Genomic DNA, 17,313 nt, shown 5'->3' with positions numbered 1-17,313 from the left:
CTATTCACGCATTTTTGGATCTAATGCATCACGAAGACCATCAGCCAATATGTTAAAGCCAATCATAACTAAGGACATAACAATAGCTGGGAAAATCATTATATGAGGATTAATTTGTAATGCTTTAAATCCTTCATTTATTAATGTACCTAAAGAAGCATCTGGTGCCTGTAATCCTAGTCCGATAAAGCTTAAAAACGCCTCGAAAAATATAGCACTAGGTATTGTAAACATTGTATTTATAATAATCATACCAACTGTATTTGGTATTAAATGTTTTGTTAAAATACGTGTATGCGATGAACCAAGCGTTCTTGACGCTAAGACAAACTCCTGATTTTTGAGTTTCAGTACTTGTCCACGAACAATCCTGGCCATCCCTGTCCAACCGGTTATCGTTAAGGCAATTATAATCGCCATTATTCCAGGATCTAATACCATTATCATTAAGATAACAACAACTAAATTCGGAATACCAACTAACACTTCAATGATTCGTTGCATAAAGTTATCTACACGTCCACCAAAGTAAGCTGAGATACCACCATATGCTACACCTACTAACATATCAATCATAGCTGCAACTAGTGCAATTAATAAGGATACTCTAGTACCTATCCAAACACGTGTAAATATATCACGTCCTAATGTATCTGTACCAAACCAATAATATTCTGTAATATTTTTATCTGCATAAGCATCAAAATAACCGACAACTTTTGCTGATTCAGGAGAACCGTCCCCTTCATCTTTCACATCAAATTCCATATTTGATAAATCTGTTTGTGTGAAACGTGTTAATGCTAACTGTTTTGCTTCTTCTACTGTTGAAGCTTCAAAAACTTCAGATTTTGTTCCATCCAATCGTAAAAATCCAATTTCTTCTAGACCTTGGACTTTAGGTGGTAATCTTGAAAGAGTTAACTCTTGATCATTTAATCCGTGACTAGTCATCAATGGTGCAAACAATGCCATCATTGCGATTATAATGATCACTATAATACCAAATATCGCACCAGGATTTTTGCGCAATCGGATCCAAGCATCTTGCCAATATGATAGACTTGGACGACTTATTTTTTCACTTTTCTCTTCGTCCATTTTTGCAGGAACAAATAAATCTTTGTTTAGTTTTTCCTTATCCATTAATCTTTCCCTCCTGCTAGTCGAATCCTTGGATCAATAATTCCATAAAGAATATCGATTACTAAAATTATAAAAATGAAGAAAAAGGCAAAGAACAGCGTTGTTCCCATGATTATAGCAAAGTCATTTGTCATGATAGAACTAACAAATTGTTCACCAATTCCTGGAATTGAAAAGATCTGTTCAATTACAAGTGTTCCAGTCATCAAACTTACAGCCATCGGCCCCATTACAGTAACCAATGGAATTAGTGCATTTCGCAAGCCGTGTTTAAATAAAATACCAGCTTTTGTCACACCTTTTGCTCTTGCTGTAACAATATAATCAGATCCTAATACTTCAATCATTTCTGTTCGTAAGAAACGAGCAGAAATTGCCATTGGAAAAATGGCTAACGCAATAGTTGGCATGATCGTTTGTTGAAAACTTCCCCAAAAAGCAACAGGTAACAGACCAAAACGAACCCCGAGGAAATACTGCATTAAACCAGCAAATATAAACGATGGTATAGATATACCAATGACTGAAATAATATTTGCACTATAATCCATCCATGAATTATTTCTAATTGCAGCAACTAAACCTAATAACATACCTAAAAATGTTCCAATTAATAGTGCTTGTAAACCTAATTGGGCTGATACAGGAATCCTACTTAATAAGATATCTGTAACAGGTTGATTTTTCATTTGAAATGAAATTCCTAAATCGCCTTGTGCTAAGTTACCCATGTATCTTAGATATTGAATTGGAACTGGATCATTTAATCCATATTTATCTAAAATAATTTCTCTTTGAGCTTCTGTAACCTTTTGTTCTGCTGTCAGAGGAGATCCGGGAAGCATTTTCATGAGGATAAATGAAAATGTGGCGATAATAATTAACGTTACAAGCATGTATCCAAAACGTTGTAATATATACTTTGCCATTATAAACCCTCCTATCATGTAATCGTATCAAATGTTCAAATAATTCAAAAATCATTCGTAAATGGAAAAAGAGAGCATATGCCCATTAGGCATTACACTCTCTTTCCAAGAGTTTCTCATCTTGGTTTCCAACTTTACTGTATTTCTATTTACTCAATATATGCATTCTTATATGAGAAGTCAGCACCCATTGGGTTAAATATAACACCTTTAACAGATGTTCTCCATAGATAAGCACGTGAACGCTGATAGATTGGTGCAATTGCTGCATCATCCATTAGGATTTTCTCTGCTTCTAAGAAGTTTTCATAACGTGCAACTGGGTCTGTTATTAATTCGTTATTTGCTTCAGAAATTAATGCATCAAATTCTTCGTTCTCATAATTCATTGTCATATAAGGTGAAGTTGATGTCCACATTTCTAACCATGTGTTCGGATCGATATAATCTGGACCCCAACCAGAGTTTTGAATATCATAATCACTTGCTTCATCACGTGAAATACGCTCTTCAAAAGGCACTGCTGAAATATCAATTGTAAGACCTTCAAGATTTTCTTGTAACTGGTCCATAATGTATGCATCCATATCTTGTGATAAATCAGTATCTCCACCAAGATAGCGTAATTCAACTGAATCTACACCTAATTCTTCTAAACCTGTTTCCCAATACTCTTGTGCTGTCTCTTTATCTTCAGTAAGTAAATCTCCATTAATAGCACGGAAATCTTCTCCTGTTTCAGGATGTGTAGTGAAATCTTGTGGTACTGCTCCATTTGATACAACAGATCCATTTGCAAGAATAACATCTACAAGATCTTGTTTACCAATTGACATTGCGATCGCTTTACGAATGTTTTGGTTAGCAAGAGCTTCATTAGCTTGGTTTAATTTCAAGTAGAATAATGTTGGCTCAGGAAGCGTTACATAATCTTCTTGTCCTGCATATTGCTCAACAAACTCAGCAGTTAAACCAGCTCGATCGATCTCACCTGTGTTATAAAGATTAACTGCTGTACTTGTTTCTTTTACAACACTTACATTAATTGTTTCAAGTTGCACAGTTTCTGCGTCCCAGTAATCTTCATTTTTAACTAGTGACCATTGATCAGGATTATCCCCTGTTGGGTTCCAGTCATTTAATGTAAATGGTCCGTTAAATAGTAAGTTATCAGAAGATAAACCATAATCTTCGCCTTGTTCTGTAACAAACGCTTCATTAAGCGGTAAGAACGTTCCAAAAGTTAATAAACTATGGAAATATGGTATAGCTTTCTCTAAAGTGATAAGTAATTCTGTATCACTTACTGCTTCAACACCTAACTCTTCTATGTCTAAATCGCCATTATTAATAGCTTCAGCATTTTTAATTACGCCATTCATCATAAATGGACCATACTCAGATCCTGTTTCTGGGTTAACAGCTCGTCTCCAAGCAAAAACAAAATCATTCGCTGTTACTGGGTCACCATTTGACCAAACAGCATCATCGCGTAATGTGATTGTCCATTCTAAACCATCTTCACTGATTTCAGGCTCTCCAGCAGCAATTGCAGGTTGTGGCACTACATCTTCATCTAAACGATATAGTCCTTCCATACTTTCACCTAAGAACTGAAATGCAACAGCGTCTGTTGCCATTGATGAATCCATCGTAGGTATCTGTGATGCCTCGATTAAATTAAGTACTTGTTCAGGTGAACTTTCTTCTGTTCCTTCTGTATCGTCAGTTTCTGATGTATCGTCTCCACCAGAACATGCAGCCAAGAACATGCTTAATGCTAGTGCAAGAACTAGCAACAACCAATTCGACTTTCTCATTATAAAATGACCTCCCCATATTTTAAATTCTCTAATTATTCTGCGAGTAATTTAACTCACAAATTGAATTATACAAGTTTTCTAACAATTTTGCATTATTTTTTTACAATATTTTTTCACAATCACACACAAATCCCATAAACTTAACATTTCTATAACAAAAAATAGTTCTAATTACCTATAATATAAATTAATTCCGTAATTCTGTCATCTTTTACACGTCATCAAAATCCACTATCTCCATTTAATTAAAAATATGCTATACTACTTGTTGTCAAAATAAGTGAAGGTTGTGATTTAATTTTGCGAATCTTGCGAAACACTTTTTTTCAGTTACTAATTAATTTGTTTGTTACCTTTTTAATTTTTCTACTATTTTCACCTAGTCTTCGTTTAATTTACTATATAGATATTATCTTTTATTTTAGCTTAACTTATTTGTTATGTTGGATGATTTTCTTTACGATCAAAGGACGTTTTTTTGATGGTGTCATCTATGGATTTAGAAAAGTTGGAAATGGGGTATTACGTAAGCTAGCATTTGATGATTGGGAGGACAAGCCTATGCCCTCAGCTAAAGTTGGCGACTCTTTTCTCGCATTTCTTTTAAAACAAGGGCTATACCTATTAATTATCATGTTCATCTTACTTATCATCTACTATTTCTAAACTTGCATATTTATTTGGTTTTAGATATAATTTGATATTAATAAAGCGTTGATAAAGCATAGGATTTAATCCCTCTGGTTTGTAGAGAGTCTGAGAAGCTGTGAACAGATACCAAGGATTAGTGAAACTGGGGCTTTAGAGCTTGTGAGTGAATTATCACTTACCGTTTAACAGGCGTTATCTGTGACATTTTGTCTAAAAGTGATCTCATGTTCCTGAGATAATAAGGGTGGCACCGCGGTTTATTCGTCCCTTAGTATTAGGATTATGGGATTTTTTTATGTTTATAAACAGAAGGGTGATAACAGATGAAAACAATTTTTTCGGGCATTCAACCAAGTGGAATGCTAACAATTGGAAACTATCTAGGAGCGATGAAACACTTTGTTGATTTACAAGAAGATCATGAGTGCTATTTTTGTATCGTAGACGAACATGCGATTACCGTACCTCAAGATCGCTTAAAACTTCGCGATAATATTCGGTCATTAGCAGCTCTTTATTTAGCATCGGGAATTGATCAAGACAAATCTACTTTATTTATTCAATCTGAAGTTCCTGCGCACACACAATTAGGATGGATGATGCAAACAGTCAGCTATATTGGTGAACTAGAAAGAATGACACAATTTAAAGACAAGTCTTCTGGTAAGGAAGGTGTTTCTGCTGCACTGTTAACATACCCACCATTAATGACAGCTGATATATTACTTTACAATACGAATATTGTACCTGTCGGTGATGACCAAAAACAGCATTTAGAATTAGCACGAAATTTAGCACAGCGATTCAATCGAAAATACAATGATATCTTTACTTTACCTGAAATTAGTGTTCCAAAAGTTGGTGCTCGGATCATGTCTTTGCAAGAACCAACTAAAAAAATGAGTAAGTCAGATGAAAACCAAAAAGCATCTATCTTCATGCTAGATGATCCAAAGAAAATAGAGAAAAAGATTAAAAGTGCTGTTACTGATTCTGAAGGTATCGTTAAGTTTGATAAAGTAAACAAACCAGGAATAAGTAATTTAATAACTATTTATGCAAGCTTTACAAGTGATTCCATTGAAGCTATAGAAAATAAATTTGAAGGAATAGGCTACGGTCCATTTAAACAATCTACTGCTGATGTTGTTATTGAGGCATTACAACCAATTCAAGAACGGTATCAAGCATTGATTGCTTCACCTGAATTAGATCAGATTTTAGATAAGGGTGCAGAAAAAGCTGCCTTAACTGCTAATAAAACATTAGCAAAAGCAAAAAAAGCAATGGGACTAGCTAGAGTTAAAAAAAGTACTTAATGAAAATGGCGTAGGGCTAATGCTCCTACGCCATTTTCATTATAAAATTCTTTTATAGGTTTGATTTTTGGGTTCGCTCTCTTCCAGTTCCCATATTTTTTCGAAAAATGGTTGTCCTTTAATAATCTTCTTACAAAAGACTTCATGACCAATTGACCAACCATTTACAAGTTCTTGGTACAGTATATGCCATGCAGTATCCTCATTCATCTTCCGGATGGCTTGATAACGTTGTGGAGCCCACTCGGTTAACCAGTATTGTAACTCTTCTTTATTATTCGTTCGCTCTAATTGATCAAGTGCCATCATTAATAGCTGTTTTAATTGTCGTTCCCTTCTTGTTAAACCTACCATTTCTTTTGGTGGTAAGGATAAAATATGATACGCTTTTTCTGATTTTTTTGTATCAATTGAAAATGTTGGTTTGGCTTTTTCATCAATCATCTCATAAACAAGTCGCTCTTGTCGGGGTATTAACCTGCTTTTCCGAATTGGTATATTATAACCCATTGTATCCAAGACAAGTACTGCTTTTGAGTCTGTGATTATACAAGCAAACTCTAATGGAATTCTTTCCTGATTTTTGCGTAAGTACGCTCGGTTTTTAATGTGATCTAACATTTTCTGCGGCAAGTCGGCTAAATCATTTTCAATTAAATCAAACAATGTATGATTTACATAAATAACAGGGATCTGATCTAGTATCTCAATCCCGTCATGTTTACGCCATTCATGAAAGCCACAAACGTTATATCCATTCTCTTCACCTTCAAACCAATTCACCCATACATCATGTAAATATTGCATATGTAACACACTCCCAGTCATCATCTGCTTTAATTCGTTATAAAGAGATGAACGAATCTTGATTTAGCAATCAGTATGACCAATTTAGAAAAAAATATTCATTTGAACAATCGAGGTAGCTTCGGAACTGCCAGTGTAATCATGATAATTCCTATCAAAAAAAGATAGCACTCAGCTCGAGTTTGTATGAACATAAAATAGTCTATCCATGGTAATCCCGCCGGAATAAAATTTAAATACAAAATGATTGTTACGCCTCCTGCAACAGCTAGTCCAAAACCTATTAAAAATAAAAGTAAATAAAACAATGTATCTATCACCTCTTTGGCCTGTCCATCTTTAGATTAACTATATGTTTATCTAACATAAATAATGATTTATGAAATTAAAAAGCCTTAGCTGTAAAACACAGCTAAGGCTTTAATCTTTTATTTATATAACAGCGACGTAACATACCGCTTTGGAAATATACTCCGCTTTCCGTGGGCACGGCTTCAGCTAACTCGGATAAGCAAAGATCGCTTTCCGAGTGGATCTTCAACTTGTGGGATTGCGATTACTCAACCCATCGAAAACATTTGCTGTTCCCACAGGAGTGTCATCCATTTGCTTCCTTCGCTTGATAGCGCACCTTTTCGACATGTGATTAATTTATGCTCTTCTAATATTACAGTGTACTATACTAGCGTATCAAGTGAAATTGGCGACACTCCTGCAGGAACAGCGCGGGCTGAAGATCCACTCGAAAACGTTCTTAGTTTTCGAGTTAGCTGAAGCCGTGCCTGCGGAAAGGGAGTCAATTTCACTTGAGGAGCGGGGCAGGAAATTCTATTAAGTCGCAGTTGATGGTAACTCTGGCTTAAGGAAATTATGTCTTAATTTATTAAAAACTTCAAAGCCAGTAGTTATTTGATCAAACAGCATGCGATTAATATTTTTTGAATATTAGTGTTGCATTGTGTCCACCAAATCCTAATGAGTTACTTAACGCAACATTCACTTCTTTTTTTATAGCTTGATTTGGTACATAATTTAAATCACACTCAGTATCTGGCGTTTCATAATTTATCGTTGGCGGAATAATGCTATCTTCAATTGCCTTAATACATGCAATTGCTTCCACTGCACCAGCTGCTCCTAAAAGGTGGCCAGTCATCGATTTTGTAGATGAAATCGCAACATTATAAGCATGTTCACCTAAAACTGTCTTCATAGCTTTTGTTTCAAATGCATCGTTTAATTGAGTACTTGTCCCATGTGCATTGACATAATCAATTGCGCTCACATCGACTTCCGCGTCATCAATAGCTTGTTGCATCGAACGGCTAGCACCATCTCCTTCAGGTGCAGGTGCTGTGATATGATGGGCATCACCAGCTGAACCATATCCTACTATTTCTGCATAGATCTTTGCACCACGTGCTTCTGCTGATTCTAATGACTCTAATATAAGAATACCAGCACCTTCACCCATAACGAATCCATCTCTATTTTTATCAAACGGGCGGCTTGCAGTTTTTAAGTCATCATTAAAAGATAATGCTTTCGCAGTAGAGAAACCAGCGAAGGCCATGTTTGTTAGTGGAGCTTCTGCACCGCCACTTATCATAACATCTGCATCACCACGCTCAATCACTTTAAAAGCATCTCCGATTGAATTTGTACCAGTAGCACAAGCTGTCACTGTACAAGAATTAATCCCCTTTGCACCTAACTGAATAGAAACTTGACCAGCAGCCATGTCTGGAATTAACATCGGCACAAAAAACGGACTAACTCTTCGATACCCTTTATCAAGAAACTTTCTGAACTGTTCTTCATAGGTACCCATACCACCAATTCCAGAACCAATCCACACACCAACACGTGGTGCTATTTCATCTGTTATATCTAGTTTCGCATCTTCTACTGCCATTTTAGCAGCTGCTACAGCGTATTGGGTGAATAAATCCATACGTTTCGATTCCTTTTTATCCATATAAATGGATGCATCCCAATCTTTAACTTCCGCAGCAACTTTAACAGGAAATTCATCTTTGTTGACTTTCGTAATATAATCAATTCCAGAATTACCTTCAATTAGATTGTCCCATAACGAATCTATTGTATTCCCTAATGGACTAACGGTTCCTAGGCCGGTAACAACAACACGTTTTTTTTCCATGCAATTCTCCTCCTTTAATCGAATCTATCTAGTCTCAATCATTAAACTGGTTAAAACAATTATCTTCCCCACTTCATTGCAATTGCTCCCCAAGTTAATCCGCCACCAAAACCAACTAATACAATAAGATTTCCATCTTTAACATCGCCATTCTGTACCGCTTCTGATAAAGCAATTGGAATGGATGCTGATGACGTATTACCAAATCTTTTAACTGATGTTGCCATTTTTTCAACTGGTATATCTAATTTATTTCTTGCAGCTTCCATAATACGAATGTTTGCTTGGTGTGGGATTAAATAATCAACATCTTCTTTTGCATATCCTGCTTTCTCGACCACATGAAGCGATGATTCTGGCATTTGACGAACAGCAAATTTAAATACTTCTCTTCCGTTCATACTAATAAAATCATTATCTTGATACAAGTGCTTTCCACCGCTTCCATCAGCTCCCAATTCAAAGGAGAGAATCCCCTTATCATCACTTACTTCACCGACAACAACTGCTCCAGCACCGTCTCCAAATAAAACACACGTATTTCTATCAGACCAATCTGTTATTTTAGAAAGCTTCTCAGCTCCAATAACTAATATATTTTTATATACAGCCGTATCAATGAATTGTTTCGCCGTAACTACTCCGTACATAAATCCTGCACAAGCAGCACTTAGATCCATTGCCGCTGCCTTTGTTGCTCCTAATCTTTCTTGCAACATACAAGATACTGTAGGAAAAGGCATATCCGGAGTTACCGTAGCAACTAGGATTAAGTCAATGTCAGCACCTGTAATGTTTGCATCTTCCATTGCGCGAATTGCAGCCTCATAGGCCATATCGGATGTATCCATAGTATCTTCTGCTATCCGGCGCTCTTCAATACCAGTTCTTGTACGAATCCACTCATCATTTGTATCTACAATTTTCTCTAAATCGGCATTTGTAACTATTTTATCTGGGACATAATGTCCTGCTCCAATGATACCTGCACGCATTTTATTCAACCTCTCAGAAAAATTAATTTTATAATCAATTATTAGGACTTGGTACTAATATAATAGAATTTTTATATATAATCAAGTTTTACTTTCTCCATTAGAATAGAAATCATAACAAACTATTTTTATATATAACACCAAAAAAAGATTAAAGCAATTGCTTTAATCTTTTTCATTTGGTAATAAACCAGTGTTTATGTATGCTTCTATTTCCTGTTCAATTTTCTTTCGATATGCATCTGGCACATCAGGACTAAATTCTCCTAAAGAGATGACATCATCCTGAAAATCATAAGTAAATATACCACCACTTAATTCATTTTTATCAAAAAGTTCTGCCGCAGATAAATATAATTTATCAACATGTTGTAATGTACTAGTTAAAACAGTTGCCCCTACTATATCGGAAGGATCTATAATATATCCAATAGCATATTTATTGTGTTCCTGAATCTCTTTAATAACTTCTAAACTAAAACTATCACCTGCAGGATAAAAAACATCTACACTTTCTTCATTCATCACAGAGAAAATCTCAAGGGCACGGTCAACATTATCCCAGTCATTGACGAAATTCATTGAAATATTTGCATCAGGATTCTGATATTTAACTCCTTCATAAAAACCTTCAATTTCTGGCTGCCATTCATATGCGCCAATAATTCCTACCTCGTTTGTTTTCGTCATCTTTCCAGCAACCATACCTGCAAAAAAGCCCATCGCATTTGAGTTAAAGTTTAGGCTTGTTAAGTTTTCACCTTCATAACCACCATTAAAATAGACAAATTGCACATCTGGATAAGAAGTATGAATCACATCAAAATATTTACCATAAATACTACTATGTCCAAATATTATATTCACACCTTGCTGAACAAACTCCTCAACAGAGCGATTAACGTCTGATTGTGTTTGTATTCCTTCTTTGAAATAAACATCAACATTGAATTGATCCTTAATTTGCAATAAACCTTGATACCCTTCTGATCCCCATGTCTGATCATTAACAGAATGTTCTACAAGCATACCTACCTTTTCAATCTCTCCATTAGAACTACAACTAGTTAGTAATGGGATGGTAATTAATAATAAAATAAATAAATAGAAAATTGCTTTTTTCAAAAAGTGGCACTCCTCCGCATAAGAGACTTGTACCTTTATTTTACCTTTTTAAACGAATTACGTATACGTAAAATCAGATTACAATTTGATTACATTACTGAAAATCACTATTCATATGATAAAAATCATCTACTTTAGCCAATCTTTTTTTATTAGGCATACTAGGTAAAATGAATAATTCATCCTTATACGTCGGTTTATTCATTGTTTGTGTAGGAGTATAGTACGTAATTGAATCAGGTAATACGCTCGCATCAATTAATTGCACCATTGCATATACAAAATCTTTAATATAAATTGCTTTATCATTAAATAAATCACTATTAAATTTAATAAATGTATGATCTTGATAATATCCAGTTGCCGTTCGTTCCATCCATTCGCCATATAAAAGTGGTGGAGTTATTTCTATTATATTATTTTTCGCAACACCTTCATTCGTGCAAATAAAACATCTACCGTCGAAAGAATACGTACAATTAGAATCTACTCTAGCATCAAAGACAAATATAGCTTTAGGATCTAATTCCTTTAAATTGCTAGCATCTATTTTTTCATATAGTGTGAAATTAGCATTTCTTCCTATATTTAATGCTAATTCTTCTTTTTTGGGATTCCCTAAATGATCTACTCCGACAACCTTTTCTCCATTTACTAATAATGCATCTGTTAAATGATAGCCAATCCAATTAAAACAACCTATTATGATGTACATTTATTCTCTTCCTTTCTTACTAAGTACGATAGAAACGTTTAGTAGTCACTTATGAACTGCATAAGTTTTATTCATTTGTTAAAAGTATACGGATGGCACAAAAAATTCACTTTATTTTCAAGCTCTTATTTGGTAGTATAAAATAAGATAGGTGAATGTATAAATAGAGGTGAAACTATGCGTTTTCTAGGTGTTGTTTTTTGGTCCTTTGTCCTTGGTACGCTACTTGCTTATGTTTTAACAAGCATGACTGGTGATCAATTTGCATTTGGACCTGTTATTGTCTTAACAGTAACATTCAGTATAATCGTTACGATTGTTGGGGATTTCATTATTACTCCTGATACAAATGAAACAGTCGAATAGTTAGGTGATGAACCCTTGTCAAACCTATTGGCAAGGGTTTATCACTGTTACCAAACAGTTTCTAACTGCTTCTAATACCATGGAAGAACACTTAGCGCGGTTAGAGCTGCTAAGGGTAAGACTAAGCGTCTAAAACGTCCAGGTCCTGGATATGGGTATGGCCCGTATCCATATGGTGGTCTTGGCCCTTGTGGAAAACCATAACCATATGGAGTGAAGCGCTCATCATTTTCTGTCCCTAAATCATTAGGAACAGCGACATGAACATGGGTTTCATCGACATCTGTGATAATACCATCAATTACGGATCCATCTGATATTTCTAGTAATACATAGCTATGCATGTGATTTTTACATAAGTCGTGCATATGTTGATGTTGATTGGGCTGATGCATTAAAATAACCTCCCTTTCTCATTCATAACGTATGCTTTTATGGTTTTATTTGTGACAAACGCGGAACTGATAAATGATTAATTGGGGGAAAAGAAATGGAATTATATGAGAGCTTTAGTTTGTTATTAAAGTATGTTTTTTTTGGATTAGTACAAGGGTTTACCGAACCAATTCCGATATCATCAAGTGGGCACCTTGTCATTGTCCAAAATTTGTTTGGACTAAAGTTGGATAATTTGTCTTTTGAGATACTCGTTAACTTTGGTTCACTGATTGCTGTTTTAATTATTTATAAGGATGACATTCTTCGTTTAATTCAAAACGGTTTGCGTTTTATTGTAAAAAGAGAACGAGATGCTAAAGAAGACTTTGATTTCATTTTGTATCTTATTGTTGCAACAATTCCAGCAGGTGTAATTGGGTTATTATTTGAGGAACAAATTGGTTTGATTTTTAGCAAACCACAACAAATTGGTATTACGCTAATTATTACAGGTATAGGTTTATGGATTATTCGAAACATTAGAGGTCGTAAAAATGACGGTGCACTAACACTGAAAGATGCCATTATAGTTGGATTAGCTCAATCAGTCGCATTAATCCCCGGCATTAGTCGTTCTGGTGCAACCATTGTTGCTGCTATGTTACTTGGAATGAAGCAAGAGACAGCGTTACGATTCTCTTTCCTACTCTTCATTCCAATTAGCTTCGGAACATTTTTGTTATCAATTGACGATTTATTTACTGCAGAATTAAAAACCATGTGGATCCCTTATTTATTAGCTTTTATTGCAGCTGCTGTAGCAACTTATTTTTCTTTAAAATGGTTTATGAACGTTATGGCTCGTGGAAATTTAAAATATTTCGCTATTTATTGCTTTATTGCAGGATTCATCGCTTTTATTTTGTTATAAATTAGTATGACAAAAATTGTCTTATGGGGAGCTGAAAAATGTGAAAAAAATTCCTGTATCACAAAACACATCAATAGAACTTGCAACTGTTTTGTCAGCAATCGATTATACTTTACCAATAAAAAAAAATACGTACCTTTTCCAACAAGGCGAAGAAGTATCTGACCTCTTTATTATTAAATCAGGTAGCATACAAATCGGTAAAATTTCATCGGACGGTCGAGAACTATTTTTACGCATTTGCTCCAAAGATGACATTGTTGGGGAACTTACATTAGATAATGAAGAGGTAAAGTACATTTTAAATGCCAAAGTAACCGAAGACGGAGAAGTTGGCGTAATTAAAAGAAAAACATTAGAGGAAAAAATACTAACGAATCCCAAACTGTCGATTGAGTTATTAAAAATAATGAATCTTAACTATCGACGTGATCAAACAAAATTCAGAGATCTAGTTTCTCATGGGAAAAAAGGTGCTTTATATTCAACACTAATTCGACTTTCCAATAGCTATGGAGAGAAGAAAAAGGAAGGCATATTACTAGAAATTAATCTTACAAATCAAGAACTAGCAAATTTTTGCGGAACCTCTCGTGAAAGTGTTAATCGTTTATTAAATGAATTAAAACGTCTTAACATTATCGGAATGGAAAAAGGCAAAATCACTATTTTTGATTTAGATTATTTAAAAACAGAAATAAACTGTGAAAACTGCCCCATCGTGTTATGTACAATTAATTAAAAACCTAATAAACTGCAACACAATATAGTCCCCTGACCCGCTTCTCAAGTTAGGAAAAATGATCAACAATATGCACTATGGAAAATTACGCTATCCAGCGAAGAAAGCAAATGGTTGAGACTCCTGTGGGAACAGCGAATGTTTTCGATGGGATGAGTAATCACAATCCCACGGAAAGCAGAGTATATTTCCAAAGCGGTATGTTATGTCGCAGTTTCTATCTACTGCTAAGAGACTTTTTAGAATGAATAAACAATGAAGGGAGAATTGTTTATGAGAGATGAATCAACCATTCAATTATTTAAATCTATACCATTGTTCAAAGATTTAGCACCAGCAGAACTTGAGCCTATTTTGTCACTAATGAAGTCACATACATATCAACGTGGCAATCATGTTTTCATGCAGGGGGAACCTTTAACAACTGTCTTCTTTATTAAAACTGGCAGTATAAACATTTACAAAACAGATATTCATGGTAAAGAACAAATTGTGAATTTGTTGACCAAAGGGGATATGTTTCCACATCAAGGATTTTTCAGGAAAGGTAACTACCCGGCACATGCCCAAGCTGTTGAAGAGACAGAAATATATTCTTTACCAATCCAAACATTTGAAAACTTTTTAATTACTAACCCTTCGATTAGCATCAAATTAATTCACGTATTAGGTGGGTTAATCATTGATTTACAGAATAGATTAGAGGAACAAATTTTACATAATACCTATGAACAAATCATTATGTTGTTATTACGTCTAACTGAAACACATGGCGAAGAACAAGTAAACGGATGGTTTGTTCTGCAAACTCCTTTCTCTAATCAACAACTTGCAAATATGATCGGCTCAAGTAGAGAATCAGTCAGCCGCACATTGTCTCAGTTAAAAAAACAACAAACTATTAAGAAGCATCAGAACGGTGCATTACTTATAAACAAGGAATTGTTAAATCATTTATTATTTAACAATTAAAAACGTCCCTTAAATTAAGGGACGTTTTTTAAAAGGCTTTATCAATCTGGAATACCAAGTGCTATTTTCGCATAACGTGACATGCGTTCTTTACCCCAAGGTGGGCTCCACACAATATCAACTCTTGTATCTTTTACTTCAGGAAGATCTGCAAGAACACTCTTGACGTCTTCTTCAATATGCGCAGCTAATGGACAGCCCATTGCTGTCAAAGTCATCGTGACAACAGCAAGGCCATCATCTTCTAAATTAACGCCATAAACAAGACCTAAATTAACTATATCTATTCCAAGCTCGGGATCAATTACATTCTCCAAAGCACCCATTAGATTCTCTTGTAACGCTTCCTCCATAATATTTCCTCCTTTATTTACGTATACTATATTATAAACATAAAAGTATTAAAAATAAAATGATCTATATCACGATTTCTATAATTGCAATTCAAACCATTTCACTGTTTCTAAAATAGCTAAGCGACTTACCTTATGCCCAGCACCAATTTCAGGTATAAATCGAATACTTTCTTGGTTCTTGTATTCACCTAGAATTTGTTGATGAAAGCTATGAGCGTGGTCAAATGGTACAACCATATCTTTTTCACCGTGCCAGAAGAATAAAGGCCTTCCATCTAATCTTTCAGGCTGCATCGATAAATCAATTGCATTTAAACTCTCGAGCATCTTCTCTATTTCTTCTGTTGACATTGGGAGATTGACGCCTTGCTTTTGAATTTCTTGAATTATCTGGCGCGCGTATATCGTGATTTTAGGTGTACCCATTAAAATTGCTGCCGATTTAATCCAAGGATATTGTGTTAAAGCAGCCGCAGTTGTAATACCGCCCATACTTGTCCCAGCTAATCCAAAACGATTATCCAATAATAATCCGCGTTGATCTAATATTTCTTTTATTAATTTTAGATCCAGTATATTTTGTTTTATAATGTCAAAGAATTTCATTTGACGTTGTTTTTCATCAAGATTTATTACCCGTTCACCATGCAAAAAACAATCCGGTAACAAAACACGATAACCTTTTTCAGCCATTAGATATGCAAGTGGTAAATTATGTTCTTTTGCGCTTGTAAATCCATGTATATAAGTTAATACTGGTAAAGGCTCTTCTTTCTTTTCACTATCTACAATAACCAAAATCGGAATTTCATGCCAAATTTCCTTTTCAATATGTATCATTAGTTTTTCCTCTCTAACATTAATATATAGTAGTATTACTATCATATATTTTCCAATACTCAGATGCAAAATTAAAACGTTATACAACAAATTCTTTACAGAAGTAAAATTCTTCTTTAAACTGTACTTACTAATAAGAGGTGATTTTAATGACAAAGACACGACATCTAATTGCTTTAGATCTTGATGGAACATTGTTAACTGACAAAAAAGTAATTAGTGAACGTACAAAAAAAATTGTTTTAAAAGCAAAAGAAGAAGGTCACATCGTCGTAATTGCTACTGGTAGACCACATCGAGCTAGTATTGATTACTATCATGAATTAGGCTTGGATACACCGATGGTTAATTTTAATGGTGCACTTATTCACCACCCTACAGATTCTAAATGGAAAGCATTACATAGTCCACTTCCAAAACGGACAGCTTTAAAAATAGTTCAAACTTGCTACGATCTAGAAGTGAACAATATTATGGCTGAAGTTACTGATGATGTTTACTTAGATCGATATGATGAAGAGTTAATGACCATTTTGCATACAGATAGAGAAAAAAATCCAATTGTAATTGGTAGCTTAAAGAATGAATTAAAGGAAGATCCTACTTCTTTATTAATTCATCCACGTGAAGACCACATTGTAGCTTTGCGCGAGCAATTAGATCTTGATCATGCTGAAGTAATTGAACATCGTAAATGGGGCGCCCCATGGAATGTGATTGAAATTGTTCGTAAAGGTATGAATAAAGCTGTTGGTTTACAACGTATTGCACATTATTACAATATTCCTCAAGCAAATGTTATCGCTTTTGGCGATGAAGATAATGATAATGAAATGATTGAGTATGCTGGTGCTGGCGTTGCGATGGGCAATGCCATAGATGAATTAAAAGATCTTGCTAATCATATTACTGCGACGAATGAAGAAGATGGTATAGGTGAATTTTTAGAAACATATTTAAAATTAAAGGTCGATGCCTAATTATCGACAGGTATAAAAAATTGAATTTGATTTAAACTAAGCTTGCATTCAATTAGAGTGCAGGCTTTTTTCTT

General features: G+C 34.7%; 19 protein-coding genes and 1 other annotated feature. Of the genes, 7 read left to right on the top strand and 12 right to left on the bottom strand.

Features of this window, described 5'->3' with window-relative positions; translation table 11 throughout:
* The 3 genes from opp3C to DM447_RS04835 form a co-directional block, all read right to left on the bottom strand.
* Entirely contained in the window at positions 1-1,146 is a 1,146-nt protein-coding gene (gene opp3C, locus DM447_RS04845) for an oligopeptide ABC transporter permease (protein WP_112180146.1), read from the bottom strand.
* Entirely contained in the window at positions 1,146-2,075 is a 930-nt protein-coding gene (gene opp3b, locus DM447_RS04840) for an oligopeptide ABC transporter permease (RefSeq protein ID WP_112180145.1), read from the bottom strand. The genes opp3C and opp3b overlap by 1 nt, the downstream gene beginning before the upstream one ends.
* Positions 2,076-2,224: 149 nt before the next feature.
* Positions 2,225-3,895 (bottom strand): peptide ABC transporter substrate-binding protein, encoded by a 1,671-nt coding sequence (locus DM447_RS04835; protein WP_112180144.1) that lies wholly within the window; start codon positions 3,893-3,895, stop codon positions 2,225-2,227.
* 312 nt (positions 3,896-4,207) lie between these two features.
* Between DM447_RS04835 and DM447_RS04830 the strand changes: the two genes are divergently transcribed.
* Positions 4,208-4,564: a DUF3899 domain-containing protein gene (locus tag DM447_RS04830; RefSeq protein WP_162632564.1), complete on the top strand. Its 357-nt coding sequence runs from the start codon at positions 4,208-4,210 to the stop codon at positions 4,562-4,564.
* 39 nt (positions 4,565-4,603) lie between these two features.
* Positions 4,604-4,821 (top strand) — a binding site (T-box leader).
* 51 nt (positions 4,822-4,872) lie between these two features.
* Positions 4,873-5,868, top strand: coding sequence for a tryptophan--tRNA ligase (gene trpS / locus DM447_RS04825; RefSeq protein WP_112180142.1), 996 nt, complete (start codon positions 4,873-4,875; stop codon positions 5,866-5,868).
* 39 nt (positions 5,869-5,907) lie between these two features.
* On the opposite strand, the gene DM447_RS04820 is transcribed toward trpS, so the two are convergent.
* From DM447_RS04820 to DM447_RS04795, 6 genes are all read right to left on the bottom strand, one after another.
* The gene (locus DM447_RS04820; protein ID WP_112180141.1) at positions 5,908-6,675 is read right to left on the bottom strand and encodes a YjbA family protein; all 768 of its coding nucleotides are present in this window, start codon (positions 6,673-6,675) and stop codon (positions 5,908-5,910) included.
* Positions 6,676-6,773: 98 nt separating this feature from the next.
* Positions 6,774-6,995, bottom strand: coding sequence for a YuzI family membrane protein (locus tag DM447_RS18905; protein WP_479684903.1), 222 nt, complete (start codon positions 6,993-6,995; stop codon positions 6,774-6,776).
* 608 nt (positions 6,996-7,603) lie between these two features.
* Positions 7,604-8,839 carry a beta-ketoacyl-ACP synthase II gene (gene fabF / locus DM447_RS04810; RefSeq protein WP_112180139.1) on the bottom strand — a complete coding sequence of 412 codons (1,236 nt, stop codon included), beginning with the start codon at positions 8,837-8,839 and terminating at the stop codon, positions 7,604-7,606.
* Positions 8,840-8,898: 59 nt separating this feature from the next.
* Positions 8,899-9,834 (bottom strand): beta-ketoacyl-ACP synthase III, encoded by a 936-nt coding sequence (locus DM447_RS04805; RefSeq protein WP_112180138.1) that lies wholly within the window; start codon positions 9,832-9,834, stop codon positions 8,899-8,901.
* 165 nt (positions 9,835-9,999) lie between these two features.
* Entirely contained in the window at positions 10,000-10,959 is a 960-nt protein-coding gene (locus DM447_RS04800) for a BMP family ABC transporter substrate-binding protein (RefSeq protein ID WP_232824328.1), read from the bottom strand.
* 94 nt (positions 10,960-11,053) lie between these two features.
* The gene (locus DM447_RS04795) at positions 11,054-11,674 is read right to left on the bottom strand and encodes a Rossmann-fold NAD(P)-binding domain-containing protein (RefSeq protein WP_112180137.1); all 621 of its coding nucleotides are present in this window, start codon (positions 11,672-11,674) and stop codon (positions 11,054-11,056) included.
* A 177-nt stretch (positions 11,675-11,851) separates the two neighbouring features.
* Between DM447_RS04795 and DM447_RS04790 the strand changes: the two genes are divergently transcribed.
* The gene (locus DM447_RS04790; RefSeq protein WP_112180136.1) at positions 11,852-12,040 is read left to right on the top strand and encodes a DUF2929 family protein; all 189 of its coding nucleotides are present in this window, start codon (positions 11,852-11,854) and stop codon (positions 12,038-12,040) included.
* 71 nt (positions 12,041-12,111) lie between these two features.
* On the opposite strand, the gene DM447_RS04785 is transcribed toward DM447_RS04790, so the two are convergent.
* Complete coding sequence (locus DM447_RS04785) at positions 12,112-12,435, bottom strand: hypothetical protein (protein ID WP_112180135.1); 324 nt, start codon at positions 12,433-12,435, stop codon at positions 12,112-12,114.
* A 95-nt stretch (positions 12,436-12,530) separates the two neighbouring features.
* On the opposite strand from DM447_RS04785, the gene DM447_RS04780 reads away from it, so the two are divergent.
* From DM447_RS04780 to DM447_RS04770, 3 genes are all read left to right on the top strand, one after another.
* Complete coding sequence (locus tag DM447_RS04780) at positions 12,531-13,349, top strand: undecaprenyl-diphosphate phosphatase (protein WP_112180134.1); 819 nt, start codon at positions 12,531-12,533, stop codon at positions 13,347-13,349.
* A 49-nt stretch (positions 13,350-13,398) separates the two neighbouring features.
* Positions 13,399-14,091, top strand: coding sequence for a Crp/Fnr family transcriptional regulator (locus tag DM447_RS04775; RefSeq protein WP_232824329.1), 693 nt, complete (start codon positions 13,399-13,401; stop codon positions 14,089-14,091).
* Between the two features lie 273 nt (positions 14,092-14,364).
* Positions 14,365-15,063, top strand: coding sequence for a Crp/Fnr family transcriptional regulator (locus DM447_RS04770; RefSeq protein WP_112180133.1), 699 nt, complete (start codon positions 14,365-14,367; stop codon positions 15,061-15,063).
* A 41-nt stretch (positions 15,064-15,104) separates the two neighbouring features.
* Here the strand turns inward: DM447_RS04770 and DM447_RS04765 are convergent, their stop codons facing one another.
* Together DM447_RS04765 and DM447_RS04760 are read right to left on the bottom strand one after the other, a co-directional pair.
* A complete protein-coding gene (locus DM447_RS04765) occupies positions 15,105-15,416 on the bottom strand; it encodes a metal-sulfur cluster assembly factor (protein ID WP_112180132.1) in 312 nt (103 codons plus the stop codon).
* Positions 15,417-15,494: 78 nt separating this feature from the next.
* Positions 15,495-16,259: a prolyl oligopeptidase family serine peptidase gene (locus DM447_RS04760; protein ID WP_112180131.1), complete on the bottom strand. Its 765-nt coding sequence runs from the start codon at positions 16,257-16,259 to the stop codon at positions 15,495-15,497.
* Positions 16,260-16,408: 149 nt separating this feature from the next.
* Between DM447_RS04760 and DM447_RS04755 the strand changes: the two genes are divergently transcribed.
* On the top strand, positions 16,409-17,239 hold the full coding sequence (locus DM447_RS04755; RefSeq protein ID WP_112180130.1) for a Cof-type HAD-IIB family hydrolase: 831 nt from the start codon (positions 16,409-16,411) through the stop codon (positions 17,237-17,239).
* The last annotated feature ends 74 nt before the right edge of the window (positions 17,240-17,313 follow it).

The sequence above is a fragment of the Paraliobacillus zengyii genome (assembly GCF_003268595.1).
Classification (GTDB): Bacteria; Bacillota; Bacilli; order Bacillales; family Amphibacillaceae; genus Paraliobacillus_A; species Paraliobacillus_A zengyii.
The sequence above is the reverse complement of the archived record's forward strand: the minus strand, read 5'-3'. Positions and strand labels throughout refer to the sequence as shown.